The following is a 12,686-nucleotide window of genomic DNA, read 5'->3' on the forward strand; positions in this document are numbered from 1 at the left end:
GCCGGCTATTCGACGGTGACGCTCTTCGCAAGGTTTCGCGGCTTGTCGATGGGCCGTCCTTTCTCGTTAGCGACGTGGTAGGCGAACAGTTGGAGGGCGACGTTTGCGACGACCGGTTCCATCGGTCCACAGTCGGGGACGTCGAATGTCGCGTCGACGTGTGCAGTCGCGTCCGGGTCACTCGCCACACCGATAACCGGTGCGCCCCGTGATTTTACCTCTTTGACGTTGTTCAGCGTCTTCTTGCGCGCGGTCTCGCTCGTGAGGAGGGCGATGACCGGCGTGTCGGAGGTGACGAGTGCGAGCGGGCCGTGCTTGAGTTCTCCCGCGGCGAACCCTTCGGCGTGGTCATAGGAAATCTCCTTGAGTTTGAGCGCGCTCTCCAAGGCGACGGGATAGCCGGCGCGCCGCCCCACGTAGAAGAACGCGTCACTGTCCGCGTACTCCTGTGCGATCTCCTTGATGTGGGCTTCCTGGTCGAGGACTTGCTGGACCGCGCCGGGGAGGTCACGCAGGCTTTCGAGGAGTTCCGACGCGACTTCCGTCGACATCTTGTTGCGTACCTGGCCGAGGTGGACGGCAAGGAGCGCTGCGGTGGCGACCTGTGAGACGAACGTCTTCGTCGCAGCCACCCCGATTTCGGGACCCGCACGAATGAAGACCGTATCGTCGGCCTCCCGCGTGACCGTACTGCCGAGCGTGTTCGTGAGTGCAAGCGTTCGCGTGCCGGCGCGCGACGCCTCGCGGAGCGCGGAGAGTGTGTCCGCGGTTTCGCCGCTCTGCGTGATGGCGACGACGAGTGTCCGCCACGGGTCGCGGCCACCCTGGAAGTCGTACTCGCTGGCCACGTGGACGGTGACGCGGACGTCCGCTTTGGCTTCGAGAAGTTCCTTCGCGAACAACCCCGCGTGATAGGAGGTGCCGCAGGCGACGATCTGGATCTCCTCGACGGATTGGGGATATTCCGCGGGCAGGTCGACGTCGAGGTCAACGCCCGTCGAGAGTTCATCGATGCGCCCGGAGATGGCTTGCCGGAGCGCCCGCGGCTGCTCGTGAATCTCCTTGAGCATGTAGTGGTCGTAGCCACTTTTGCCCGCGGCGTCGGCATCCCAGTCGAGCGTCTCGGTCGTCCGTTCGACGTGGTTGCCGTCGTTGAAAATGTCGACGCCGTCCTTGGTGATGTGTGCGATGTCGCCGTTCTCGAGGTACGTTACGCGGTTCGTGTGCTCAATGAACGCGGTGGCGTCGCTCCCGATGAACGTCTCGCCGTCCGCGTGGCCGAGCAGGAGCGGACTGTCCTCCCGCGCGACGACAATCCCGTCGTGGCCAACCGCCGTCACCGCAATCGCGTAACTTCCTTCGAGGCGACTCGTGGCGCGCTTGACGGCGGTGAGCAGGGAGACATCGTCCGCGAGGTGCGTCTCGATGAGGTGTGGGATGACTTCGGTGTCGGTGTCGCTACGGAAGACGTGGTCGTCGCGGAGCTCGGCTTTGAGGTCGTCGTAGTTCTCCACGATGCCGTTGTGGACGACTGCAACCTCGCCCGTGCAGTCGGTGTGTGGGTGGGCGTTCTCCTCGGTCGGCTCGCCGTGCGTACTCCAGCGCGTGTGGCCGATGCCACAAATGACGCCGTTGCGGGAGGGAACGGGGAGATCGCCGACCTCACCCTCGGTTTTGTGAATCGTGAGGCCGTCGCCGTTGAGTGCGATGCCCGCGGAGTCGTAGCCGCGGTATTCGAGATTCTGCAGTCCCTGGTGGACGATTTTGCCCGTTGCGTCGGTGCCGATGTAGCCGGTGATTCCACACATGGTTAGCCTCGCGTGACGTGACTGCCGTCCTCGATGCGGCCCTTGACCAGCGTTGCGCTGTCGACGGTCGCGTCGTTGCCGACGATCGAACCAGGTGCGATTGTGACGTTCGCGCCGATGTCGACGTTGTCGCCGGTCAATCCGCCGAACCTGACATCCTGATAGACCGTATCGTCGAGCACTACATCAGCTGTCCCACCCTCGACGGTGGTGTTCGGGCCGATGGACGCGTTCGCGCCGACGATACAGTCGTTCACTATTGCCCCAGACTCTATCGTGCAATCTGATAAGAGTATCGCGTTTTTCACTACTGCGCCGGCACCGATGCTTACGTTATCGCCGAGTGTTACGCCCCCGAGAATCGTCGCTTGTGGGTGGACGACGACGCCGTCACCGAACACGGTGGCGTCGGCGATAACCGCTGAATCGTCGATAGCTGCGTTCTGTGGTGGCTGCGGTTCTCGATCCTTGATGAGTGCGTTGTTGACGGTGAGGAGGTCCCACGGCTCGGAGACATCGAGCCAGCGGCCACGGTACCTGACCGCGCGAATCCGCTGGTCGTCGAGCCGCGTCGAGAGCGTGTCCGTCAGTGCCTGCTCACCGTAACTATCTGTCTGGCGAATTGCCGCGAAGATACTGGGATCGAACGCGTAGACGCCCGCGTTGATGAAGTTCGATTTTGCGAGTTCCGCGATAGGCTGCTCTTCGATGCCGGTGACGGTTTCGCCGTCGAGTTCGACGACGCCGTAATGGCTTGGCTTCTCGACCTGTGTCACGCCCATCGCCGGGTCGCCGGTCTCTTGGTGGCGCTCCCACACGTCCTCGATAATCGACGCGTCGATGATGCGGTCGCCGTTAACCGCAATGAACGACTCACCAACCTGTGATTCCGCTTGGAGAAGCGCATGTCCCGTTCCAAGCTGTGGGTCTTGGATGGCATAGGAGATATCAACGCCCCACGCGTCGCCGTTCTCGAAGTGCCGCTGCACGCGTTCGCGATTCGACCCAACGACGAGAACGATCTCGGAGACGCCAGCGTCGACGAGCGCGTCAACGATATGCTCTAGGAGAGGGCGGTTCGCGACGGGGATCATCGGTTTCGGGCGATTCTCGGTGAGCGGCCACAGCCGCTCACCTTTCCCCGCCGCGAGCACGACAGCCTGCATTACTTGTTTCGTGTCACTCCCGGTTCTTATCAGTTCCTACGCGCTCGCCGAGATCCGTCCGCGTCTCCGTCCCGAGCGTCACGCCCGCGTTGAGACTCGTATTAATGCCGGTCTTCGTGTCATCACCGACGACCACACCGAACTTCCGGCGACCAGTATCCACCATCTCACCTTTCACCTGAACGTGGACGGTATCCTCGTCATGGCGGAGGTTGGCGACCTTCGTCCCTGCGCCGAAGTTCACGTCCGCGCCGAGCACGCTGTCCCCAACGTACGCGTGATGGCTCACGGCCGTTCCAGCCATCAGAATCGAGTTCTTGATTTCGACGGCGTTCCCGACGCGGACATCCGGCCCGATGACCGTCGACCCACGGACGTACGCGTTCGGCCCAACGTCTGCACCGGCCTGAATTCGAACTGGTCCTTCGATGTACGCGCCATCCCGAACCCGTGCGCCCTCTTCGACGACAACGGGCCCCTTGAGTGTCGCGCCGTCTTCGACTTCGCCCCGAATGTCTCGGTCGAGGTCATCGAGGAGGTAGCTGCTCGCTCCCAGGAGCTCCCACGGCCGCCCAATGTCCAGCCAGGGGCCATCGTATTCGACGGCAGTCACGCCATCGTCCAGCGCCATCTCAAGGGCGTCCGTGAGTTCGTACTCGCCGCGCTCGCTGAGTTCCGTCCGCTTGATGTACTCGAAGATTTTGGGCGTGAACCGGTACAGCCCGAGATTCGCGAGATTCGTCGGTGGGTCTGTCGGCTTCTCCACGATGCTCGTCACTCGGTCTCCATCGAGTTCGACGACGCCGTACGAACGCGGGTTCTCGACGGGCATCACGGCCATCGCTGTGCCGGTCTGTGCTGCCAGATCCTCGACGAGTGCGTCCGTGACGTAGACATCCCCATTCAGCACGAGCACGTCCTCATCCACGTACGGTTCGGCCTGCCCAACAGCGTGTGCGGTCCCGAGCTGTTCGGCCTGTTCGGCGTATTCAACGGGAAGTCCTTGATACGTCTCGCCGATCTGATTCCGTATTTGGTCGCCCTCGTAGCCGACGACTACAACGTAGCTGTCGACGTACGGCGCAGCGACGTTGAGGACGTGTTCGAGAATCGGCTTTCCCGCGACCGGGAGTAGCGGCTTTGGCCGCCCGTCTGTTAACGGCCCCATGCGTGTTCCCTGGCCGGCAGCGACGACGATAGCCTGCATCGTTTCTACCGTACCGTTACTCGTCGCGCGCTTAAGCTTACAGGAACCCTCGCTAGTGTTCGACCGGCGAGCCTGTCAAAGTCGGAGTATTTAACCCTGCTGGCCCCACAAACGAGAGATGATGAACGGGGGTTGGCGGTACCGCGTTGGCAGCGCCCTCGGCGTCGCGGCGCTGACCGCGCTAGCGGTCACGGTCGCGAACAGCCCCGCCATTCAGAGCATTCTGGGTACGCTTCCCCTCATCGGGCAGCTTTCCGTCGACCCCCCAGCGGGCGCGGAGGGGATTCTCGAAACCGCGACGACCGTCGTCGTCGTGACGGCCGTATTCGTGCCACTCTACAAGCCCCGGCCGCGCCGCATTCTCGACGTGGTCGTATTCGCACAGAAGCGCGTCCTCGTCGCGATGCTCACGCTCGCCGCAATCGGCTACTTCGACTACACGTACCGGCTTCCACGGGCGACACTGCTCGCGGTCACGCCGGTGTTACTCGGCGCGCTCCCTGCGTGGTTCGTCTGGATTCGCCGCCTGCCAAGTAATGACGCCGAGCGCGCGATCGTCGTCGGTGACGACCCGGAGGAAATTGAGAGCCTCGCTGGCGACGTTGACATCCCGATTCTGGGCTATCTCTGTCCGACGAGTGCGTTCGACCGCGTCGCAAGCGCGTCACCACCGTCGGCAATCGTCGCAGATGGCGGATTCACGCTCCACGGCATGGAACGCCTCGGCGGCCTCTCCCGCATCGAGGACGTACTCGTCGAGTACGATATCGATACGGTGGTGCTCGCGTTCACACACACCGACCGCGCGGAGTTCTTCGGCGCCCTCGACGCCTGCTACGAACACGGCGTCGACGCGAAAGTCCACCGCGACCACGCCGACCAGGTGTTGACCTCCGATAGTGATGTCGGGACACTCGTCGACGTCGATGTCGAACCATGGGACATCCAGGACTACGTGCTCAAGCGCGGCTTCGACCTCGCCTTCTCGACGGTTGGGCTGGTCGCGTTGAGCCCCATCATTCTCGCAATTACGGTGGCGATCAAGCTCGATGATGGTGGTTCCGTGCTGTACAAGCAGGAACGGACGGCTGTCTTCGGCGAGACGTTCGACGTGTACAAGTTCCGGTCGATGGTCGAGAACGCCGAAAACCAGACTGGCGCAACGATCAGCGATGAGGACGCGGGTGGTGTCGATCCGCGCGTCACGCGAGTCGGGCGCATCCTTCGGGAGACACACCTTGACGAGATTCCGCAGCTGTGGGCAGTTCTGAAAGGCGACATGAGCGTGGTCGGCCCACGACCCGAGCGGCCGGAACTGGATTCGGACATTCAGACTGGCGTCATCGATTGGCGAAAGCGCTGGTTCGTCAAACCCGGACTGACGGGGCTCGCCCAAGTGAACGATGTGACTGGTGCGGAACCGGCAGAGAAGATTCGCTACGACCTCCAGTACGTCAAACAGCAGTCGTTCTGGTTCGACATGAAACTCGTCATCCGTCAAGTGTGGAAAGTGGTCGTGGACGCCGTCGAAGCATTCTGGAACTAACTACGTGTTTCGAAACCCCTCAGCCAATAGTATATACTTTGAGTATTCAGATGTAAGAGCAACTGTAGAGCGTTCTACTCCGCAAAGAACTTGCGCCCGTCCGTAACGGTGCGCGCTGACGAGAAGGATGAGCTTCGGGACGCCGTCCAGACGGTCAAGGTACGCTCTGAAATAATCCCGCTAATCTCACACCAAAGACCGCGAGCCGGAAGGCGATCGCGTTACAGTCGGCTGCGCCCATCGGAACCAACAAGTTCAGGGGGTCATCTATTGTGCTTGGTGGCGTCATGGGTGCGCTGTTGATGTCCCCACAGTAGGCGACAATTCTTGAAGAGGGCAGAGGTTGAGTTCGGAGTCCTTCGAGCACGCCAAAAGCGAGGCGATTCTCGACCAGTGTGCGGTCAAACAGTTCCACCGATTGGACGGGATGGACGAGCAGTGGGCCAAGGAGTTCGGGTTGAACTACGCCCAGATGCGGTTTGTACAGGATGCCGTCCCAGGGAACGAGGATGCTGGATTTTCGGAGGCGTTAGTTGATGGTGAGTGGCGTGGGATTACAGTGGAGGCGATGCCGAAGGAGAAACAGGTTATTGACGTCGACTCGACTGAGCAGGAACGGTCGTCGCTGCCCGGTGCAGAAAACGAGCGTAGTACGACGTCTTAGGAAAACCATGTCGATGAATGACTGAGTCAAGCTAGCGGGCGGGTCGTCTCAATGGTGGCACGTATTCTGGTCTTAACCAACACAATGTGGGATCTGTGGATGGTGTTGGTTAAGAACTGAGCCGGGGTGGGTTGAGCCGTCGCGTCTGTTCTTCCCCAACACCCCACCGTGTCGAGTGTTCTTCGAATGCCCCTGCTGCCGATTCGGTCTGTTTCCCACTTGGTGATCAGTCGCCCACCCCACTGTGTCGAATGTTCTCCGACGAAGCTAGCTCTGCTCCCCGCCGACTCTCTGCAGTCATTTAGCGCATAGAACGTCTAAAATTCATGAATTCGTCCGTTTCTCGATGAGGTAGTTTTGCTTCCTGTTTCTCGAATATTTTCACATGACGCACTCGACACGCTGGTTTTATATTGTGGTCCGAACAACGAGCGAGTAACGGATGGCGACCTTCACTCGCGATGAACACATCTTTCGCGACGAGGATATGCTTCGGGACGACTACCAGCCGGATTCGATCACGGCTCGTGAGTCGGAACTGAGTTCGTACCAGACCGCACTCCAGCCAGTTATCAACGGCGCCCAACCGCGGAACATCTTCCTCTACGGGAAAACGGGCGTCGGAAAAACAGCTGTCTCCCGCTACATCCTCGAACAACTGCAGTACGACTCGAACCAGTACGACGATGTCTCCCTTTCGGTGTTCTGGCTCAACTGCACGAATCTCTCTTCGTCCTACCAAGTGGCAGTCAACCTCGTCAACACGCTGCGACCGGACGACGACCAGATTAGTACAACTGGCTACCCACAACAGCGCGTCTTCGACCTCTTGTACAGCGAACTCGACGCAATTGGCGGGACGGTCCTGATTGTACTCGACGAGATCGATCACATTGGCAACGACGACGAGATTCTCTATGAGATTCCGCGAGCACGCTCGAACGGCTACCTCACTGAAACGAAGCCCGGCGTCATCGGTATCAGCAACGATTTCGGCTTCCGCGACGACCTCTCCCCAAAAGTGAAAGACACCCTCTGCGAGGAAGAAATTCACTTCTCACCGTATAACGCGCCTGAGCTGGAAGCCATCCTCGAACGTCGTGCGGAGGGCGCCCTCTACGAGGATGCAACGGAATCAGGCGTGCTCTCGCTGTGTGCCGCAATCGCTGCACAGGACTCAGGTAGTGCGAGACAGGCGCTCGACCTGCTGTATCAGGCCGGCGAACTCGCACGCGCGGCAAAGCGTGAACAGATCAACGAAGACGACGTTCACGCGGCCCGGAACAAACTCGAACGAAGCCAGGTCGAACACGGCATGCGCGAACTCACCCGCCACGGACATCTTTCGTTAGTCGCCGTCCTGCACCTAGCTCTTGAATCCGCAGGGCCGTTCCGCGTTCGAGATATCTATCCACGCTATCGGACGATCGCCGAACAGTCAGATATCGATCCCCTCGTTCGCCGTCGGATGCACGACCACCTTGCGGATCTCGCGATGCTCGGGATCCTTGATCGCCACTCCCGGAACGAGGGTCGCTCCGGTGGCCAGTACTATGAGTACGAGTTCGCTGTCGACCTCGACCTAGTTGCTAATGTGGTTAGCGACTTCGAGGGACTCATCCTACCCCGGCGCGTCGTTGAACTGACGCAGTCGATCGAGTGAATCGTTGCGGGGTCTGTAGGATCGTTGTTGGTTACTTAACGCTCGTCGAGAACACTCGACAGGGTGGGGTGTGGGAGGAGGACACTGGACTGTTTCACAGGGAACACTCGACACCGTGGAGTGCTGGTTCGACCGGTTCAGGCCAGTGCTGTGAACATTCGACGTCGTGGGGTGGCTCACTGCCCGGAACACTCGACACAGTGGGGTGTCGGGAGTGATTCCCATTCAAAACTCGTCGTAGTGGTGTCTACCCGTCAGTTTGTCGGACTGGCAGACACTCCACTACTGCAAGTCAACCGCCTCGGGGTCAAGCCCCGCGGCATCCGCCTCGTCTCCCCTGTGAAGCGGGTAGGCTTGCCACTACCAATCGCGCGTTGTGGTCGTGTTTCAAGCAGTGCTTGGTTGCGTACTGTCGCTCTCGAACCTCTGTTACCAGGTGAGCCCCTCGTACGTGAGGCCATCACGGCGCTCGATAATGCGTCGGCCGTCGACGACGACTCGTGTTTCCATGGCATCGAACTCCTCGTCGAGTACAGCGAACTCGTCCCAGTCAGTACAGACGACACACGCGCTTGCACCCGCAAGTGCATCCTGTGGTGCGTCAGTATACTCGATGTCTGGGAAGTGCGTGCGCATGTTCTCGGCGGCGACTGGGTCGTAGGCAGCGACGTTTGCACCACGCTCTTGAAGGCTATTGATAACGGGAATCGCCCTGGAGTCCCGGACGTCGTCAGTGCCGGGTTTGAACGCAAGCCCAAGCACGGCGACGTGCTCGCTCTCGACGGCGACGTGTTTGTCAAGGAGCGAGAGAAGGCGTTCGGGTTGGCGGTCGTTGACCTCAACGGCGGCTTCGAGCATCGCCGGCTCGTAGCCAGTCTCTTTGGCCGCGTTGATGATGGCGTTCGTGTCTTTCCCGAAGCAGCTACCGCCCCAGCCAAGACCACTACGGAGGAAGCGCTCACCGATGCGGTCGTCGAGACCGATCGCGTCAGCGACCTCGTAGGCGTCGACGCCGAACTCCTTGCAGATATTTCCAATATCGTTGATGAGGCTGACCTTCGACGCGAGGAAAGCGTTGTTCGCGTACTTGATCATCTCCGCTTCCTCGACACCAGTCTCGACGACAGTTGCGTTAGATGCCTCGATGAGGGGCTCGAAGATCTCCTGGAGGGTATCGATGGCAGTCTCGCTACCGCTGCCGAAGACGACTTTGTCCGGGTTTTGGAAGTCCTCGACGGCCGTGCCCTCGCGGAGGAACTCCGGATTCATCGCGACGTGGAGGTCCTCGCCGAGCTGCTTGCCCGAGGTATCTGCGAGAATCGGCGCGAGTGTCTCCGTGGTCGTCGTTGGGATGACCGTGCTCTTCGTGACGACAACGTGATCACCGGCTTTCTTGCGAAGAGTGTCACCGAGCGTTTCGGTGGCTGCTTCGATGATTGACGTGTCGATGCTGCCGTCTTCTCTGGAGGGCGTTGGAAGCGCGAGGAACGTGACGTCGGTGTCGAGGATATCCTCGTAGTCTGTAGTTGCCGTGAGTGTGTCGCCACCATGGGTCGCAAGTAGGTCGTCGAGCCCAGGTTCGTGAATTGGCGACTGCCCCGCGTTGATCGTGTCGACGATGTCTTGGTCGATGTCGACGTTGACGACGTCGTGGCCCATATCGGCGAAACACGTGGCGACAGTCGTGCCAACATAGCCGCTGCCGACAATACTCACTCGCATTACCTATCGATTTGTGGGACGCCGCTTCAGGGTTTGGTTCAGTAAGTCAACAGACCTATGACCATGTACGGCTATCCTTCGGACAATATGAAAGCGGTCGTGCTGGCTGCCGGTGAGGGGACGCGCCTTCGGCCACTCACGGAGGACAAGCCCAAGGGCATGGTTGAGATCAACGGGAAGCCGATTCTCACGCACTGCTTCGAGCAGCTCGCAGCGCTCGGTGCTGACGGACTCGTCGTGGTCGTCGGCTACCGGAAGCAGGACATCATTGAGCACTACGGCGACGAATTCGAGGGCATTCCGATCACGTACGCCCATCAGCGCGAACAGAAGGGGCTAGCACACGCGCTGCTGCAAGTCGAGGATGATATTGATGATGACTTCATGCTGATGCTCGGCGACAACATCTTCCAGGCGAATCTCGAGGACGTTGTTCGTCGCCAGCAAGAGGATCGGGCTGACGCAGCGTTCCTCGTCGAGGAAGTTGAGTGGGATGAAGCAAGCCGGTATGGCGTCTGTGACACCAACAAGTACGGCGAAGTGACGGACGTCGTGGAGAAGCCCGACGACCCGCCTTCTAATCTAGTGATGACTGGCTTCTACACGTTCAGTCCGGCTATCTTCCACGCCTGTCATTTGGTTCAGCCGTCGAACCGAGGCGAGTACGAGATCTCGGAAGCGATTGACCTATTGATTCAGAGCGGGCGAACGATTGATGCGATTGGGTTGGAGGGCTGGCGCGTCGACGTCGGGTATCCCGAGGATCGGGAGGAGGCGGAGGAGCGCCTGGCTGAAGCAGAAGACGCTGTGGCGTAACGCTGTCGCTTATCTATTTCCGCCTTCTTACTCTCGCCAACTTAGTAGGCTTATAGATAGTAATTCGCAGTCCGTTCTAATCCCTCCTCGAAGGAAAGCTGTGGTTCCCAGCCGAGTGCTTCGATTTTGCTGGTGTCGAGTGCGTACCGTTGATCGTGGCCCGCGCGGTCATCGACAAACTCGATGAGGTCTTTGGATGCATCAGCCTCGTCGAGAATTCTTCTCGTCACCTCGATGTTCTGTAACTCGATTCCGCTTCCAATATTATACGCTTGCCCGACAACTCCCTCGCGTAGAACCGTATCAATCGCCCGGCAGTTATCCGTAACGTAGATCCACTCGCGGACGTTTTCCCCGTCGCCATACACCGGCAGAGACCTTTCCTCACTCGCCCGCTTGAGGAATTTCGGGATGAGCTTCTCCGGATGCTGGCGAGGTCCAAAGTTGTTCGACGATCGCGTAATCACGACAGGGACATCATGGGTTGTGTAGTAGCTCTGCGCAAGTAGATCAGCACCGGCTTTGGTCGCCGCGTACGGGTTTCGCGGATTAAGTGTGTCCTCCTCGCTGAACTCGCCGTCCTCAATCTCGCCGTACACCTCGTCCGTCGATATCTGGATGAATCGCTCAATATTGGCGTCATTCGCGGCGTCGAGGAGCGTCTGCGTTCCCTGTACGTTCGTGGAGACGAATGGCTCCGCGCCTTCGATGGAACGGTCAACGTGCGATTCGGCAGCGAAGTTCACGATTGCATCAACATCAGCGACCAATTGGTCGACGAGCTCTCGGTCCCGGATGTCGCCCTCGACGAACTCGTGACGTGAATGGTCGAGGACTCCCTCGAGGTTCTTCTTCGAGCCAGCATAGGTGAGCGCGTCGAGCGTGACGACAGAATCGTCCGTATTCTCGACGAGATGGTGAACGAAGTTCGAGCCGATGAAGCCGGCACCGCCAGTAACGAGAACGCGCATTATCGAAGCCGTGGTGACAACGATTATTTATCCTTTCTTCTCCTGGCACAGGCATGGACGTTTTCGTCGTCGGTGCGGGCGGGCTCCTCGGGAGTAATGTGGTCAAGACGGCGGTCAATCGAGGTCTATCCGTAGCCGGCTCGTATCATTCGACCCGAGCGGACTTCGAAATCCCGCTTCGCGAACTCGACGTTCGGGCGTCCGAGGGCTTTGAGGAGCTATTGACTGAGTTCAGTCCCTCGGTCGTCGTCAACTGTGCCGCGATGACTGACGTCGACGAGTGTGAGAAGCGGCCCGAGCTTGCTCACAAGATTAACGCGGACGCACCAGAAGCGATGGCTCGCCGGTGTTCTGACCGCGGAATCGGGTTTGTCCACGTCTCGACGGACTACGTCTTCGACGGCGAAACGGACGAGCAATACGGCGAGGAGAGTGAACCGAACCCACTACAGGTGTACGGCCAGTCGAAGCTGGCTGGCGACCGGAACGTCCGTTCGGCTCACGACTCCCCGCTTGTCGTGCGACCGTCGTTCGTATACGGTGTCAATCGAGCGCACGAGACAGCGGAACTAGACGGATTCCCGGTGTGGGTGCGTTCGCGCCTTACGGCCGGTCAGGCCGTTCCCCTGTTCACGGACCAGTACGTGACGCCAAGCCGCGCTGGTTCGACAGCGGAGACGCTACTGGATTTAATCGACGACGGGGCGTCCGGAACGTACCACGTCGCCGCTCGGTCCTGTGTGACACCGTACGAGTTTGGTCGCATAATCGCATCCACGATGGGTGTCGAGACTGATGCACTCGACAAAGGCTCGCAAAGCGACGTTGACCGGCCAGCAGCGCGTCCTTCAAATACGTGTCTCGACGTCGAGAAAGTCGAAGCACGATTCGGTCGTTCCCAGCCGACGCTGCAACAAGATGTTGATGCGATTGCGTCGTACTTCTAGATCTGGTACTTGCCGCGACTGTCGAGGAAGAATTCTTGTTCTTCCTCGGAGAGGTCGTCGAAGCGGAGAACTTCCTGACAGTCCTCGCGTGGGCACTTCATTACGCGGTTGTCTTCGAGTTCGTTCGCTGCGACGACGGTCCCGCACTCCGGGCACGAGTGAGTGATGATGCGCAT

The 12,686-nt window shown here is 59.8% G+C and carries 10 protein-coding genes and 1 pseudogene; 5 read left to right on the forward strand and 6 right to left on the reverse strand.

All coding sequences use genetic code 11. The features are described from left to right. Nucleotides 1-5: 5 nt before the first annotated feature. The 3 genes from glmS to glmU are packed head-to-tail and all read right to left on the reverse strand — an operon-like array spanning nucleotide 6 to nucleotide 4,181. Nucleotides 6-1,808 (reverse strand): glutamine--fructose-6-phosphate transaminase (isomerizing), encoded by a 1,803-nt coding sequence (glmS, locus tag LT974_RS06345; RefSeq protein WP_232589874.1) that lies wholly within the window; start codon nucleotides 1,806-1,808, stop codon nucleotides 6-8. Between the two features lie 2 nt (nucleotides 1,809-1,810). Beyond that, on the reverse strand, nucleotides 1,811-2,974 hold the full coding sequence (locus LT974_RS06350) for a sugar phosphate nucleotidyltransferase (protein ID WP_232589875.1): 1,164 nt from the start codon (nucleotides 2,972-2,974) through the stop codon (nucleotides 1,811-1,813). A 13-nt stretch (nucleotides 2,975-2,987) separates the two neighbouring features. Next, nucleotides 2,988-4,181: a bifunctional sugar-1-phosphate nucleotidylyltransferase/acetyltransferase gene (gene glmU / locus LT974_RS06355; RefSeq protein ID WP_232589876.1), complete on the reverse strand. Its 1,194-nt coding sequence runs from the start codon at nucleotides 4,179-4,181 to the stop codon at nucleotides 2,988-2,990. A 121-nt stretch (nucleotides 4,182-4,302) separates the two neighbouring features. Between glmU and LT974_RS06360 the strand changes: the two genes are divergently transcribed. The 3 genes and pseudogenes from LT974_RS06360 to LT974_RS06370 all read left to right on the forward strand — a co-directional run bounded on the left by LT974_RS06360 (nucleotide 4,303) and on the right by LT974_RS06370 (nucleotide 8,054). Then, complete coding sequence (locus tag LT974_RS06360) at nucleotides 4,303-5,727, forward strand: sugar transferase (protein ID WP_232590224.1); 1,425 nt, start codon at nucleotides 4,303-4,305, stop codon at nucleotides 5,725-5,727. A gap of 352 nt (nucleotides 5,728-6,079) precedes the next feature. Then, nucleotides 6,080-6,385, forward strand: a pseudogene (locus LT974_RS06365) (VirB4 family type IV secretion system protein); the annotation flags it as partial. A gap of 448 nt (nucleotides 6,386-6,833) precedes the next feature. Continuing rightward, nucleotides 6,834-8,054 carry an orc1/cdc6 family replication initiation protein gene (locus tag LT974_RS06370; RefSeq protein ID WP_269785452.1) on the forward strand — a complete coding sequence of 407 codons (1,221 nt, stop codon included), beginning with the start codon at nucleotides 6,834-6,836 and terminating at the stop codon, nucleotides 8,052-8,054. A 429-nt stretch (nucleotides 8,055-8,483) separates the two neighbouring features. Here LT974_RS06370 and aglM read toward each other — a convergent pair whose 3' ends face one another. Further along, the gene (aglM, locus tag LT974_RS06375; protein ID WP_232589880.1) at nucleotides 8,484-9,776 is read right to left on the reverse strand and encodes a UDP-glucose 6-dehydrogenase AglM; all 1,293 of its coding nucleotides are present in this window, start codon (nucleotides 9,774-9,776) and stop codon (nucleotides 8,484-8,486) included. 87 nt (nucleotides 9,777-9,863) lie between these two features. Here aglM and aglF point away from each other — a divergent pair, with 87 nt between their 5' ends. Then, nucleotides 9,864-10,592: a UTP--glucose-1-phosphate uridylyltransferase AglF gene (gene aglF, locus LT974_RS06380; RefSeq protein WP_232589882.1), complete on the forward strand. Its 729-nt coding sequence runs from the start codon at nucleotides 9,864-9,866 to the stop codon at nucleotides 10,590-10,592. Between the two features lie 50 nt (nucleotides 10,593-10,642). Here aglF and rfbB read toward each other — a convergent pair whose 3' ends face one another. Continuing rightward, nucleotides 10,643-11,563 carry a dTDP-glucose 4,6-dehydratase gene (gene rfbB, locus LT974_RS06385; protein ID WP_232589883.1) on the reverse strand — a complete coding sequence of 307 codons (921 nt, stop codon included), beginning with the start codon at nucleotides 11,561-11,563 and terminating at the stop codon, nucleotides 10,643-10,645. Between the two features lie 53 nt (nucleotides 11,564-11,616). Here rfbB and rfbD point away from each other — a divergent pair, with 53 nt between their 5' ends. Next, nucleotides 11,617-12,510, forward strand: a complete 894-nt coding sequence (rfbD, locus tag LT974_RS06390; RefSeq protein WP_232589884.1) for a dTDP-4-dehydrorhamnose reductase — start codon at nucleotides 11,617-11,619, stop codon at nucleotides 12,508-12,510. Here the strand turns inward: rfbD and LT974_RS06395 are convergent. After that, nucleotides 12,507-12,686 carry a hypothetical protein gene (locus tag LT974_RS06395; RefSeq protein WP_232589885.1) on the reverse strand — a complete coding sequence of 60 codons (180 nt, stop codon included), beginning with the start codon at nucleotides 12,684-12,686 and terminating at the stop codon, nucleotides 12,507-12,509. The two genes, rfbD and LT974_RS06395, sit on opposite strands and share 4 nt — an antisense overlap.

Source organism: Halobacterium noricense (assembly GCF_021233435.1).
In the GTDB taxonomy this organism is placed as follows: Archaea; Halobacteriota; Halobacteria; order Halobacteriales; family Halobacteriaceae; genus Halobacterium; species Halobacterium noricense.

What these genes read in the sequence shown, in the direction of transcription:
- glmS (WP_232589874.1), bottom strand. Translation starts at nt 1,808, where the DNA reads ATGTGTGGAATCACCGGCTACATCGGCACCGACGCAACGGGCAAAATC.
- LT974_RS06350 (WP_232589875.1), bottom strand. Translation starts at nt 2,974, where the DNA reads ATGCAGGCTGTCGTGCTCGCGGCGGGGAAAGGTGAGCGGCTGTGGCCG.
- glmU (WP_232589876.1), bottom strand. Translation starts at nt 4,181, where the DNA reads ATGCAGGCTATCGTCGTCGCTGCCGGCCAGGGAACACGCATGGGGCCG.
- LT974_RS06360 (WP_232590224.1), top strand. Translation starts at nt 4,303, where the DNA reads ATGAACGGGGGTTGGCGGTACCGCGTTGGCAGCGCCCTCGGCGTCGCG.
- LT974_RS06370 (WP_269785452.1), top strand. Translation starts at nt 6,834, where the DNA reads ATGGCGACCTTCACTCGCGATGAACACATCTTTCGCGACGAGGATATG.
- aglM (WP_232589880.1), bottom strand. Translation starts at nt 9,776, where the DNA reads ATGCGAGTGAGTATTGTCGGCAGCGGCTATGTTGGCACGACTGTCGCC.
- aglF (WP_232589882.1), top strand. Translation starts at nt 9,864, where the DNA reads ATGAAAGCGGTCGTGCTGGCTGCCGGTGAGGGGACGCGCCTTCGGCCA.
- rfbB (WP_232589883.1), bottom strand. Translation starts at nt 11,563, where the DNA reads ATGCGCGTTCTCGTTACTGGCGGTGCCGGCTTCATCGGCTCGAACTTC.
- rfbD (WP_232589884.1), top strand. Translation starts at nt 11,617, where the DNA reads ATGGACGTTTTCGTCGTCGGTGCGGGCGGGCTCCTCGGGAGTAATGTG.
- LT974_RS06395 (WP_232589885.1), bottom strand. Translation starts at nt 12,686, where the DNA reads ATGCGCATCATCACTCACTCGTGCCCGGAGTGCGGGACCGTCGTCGCA.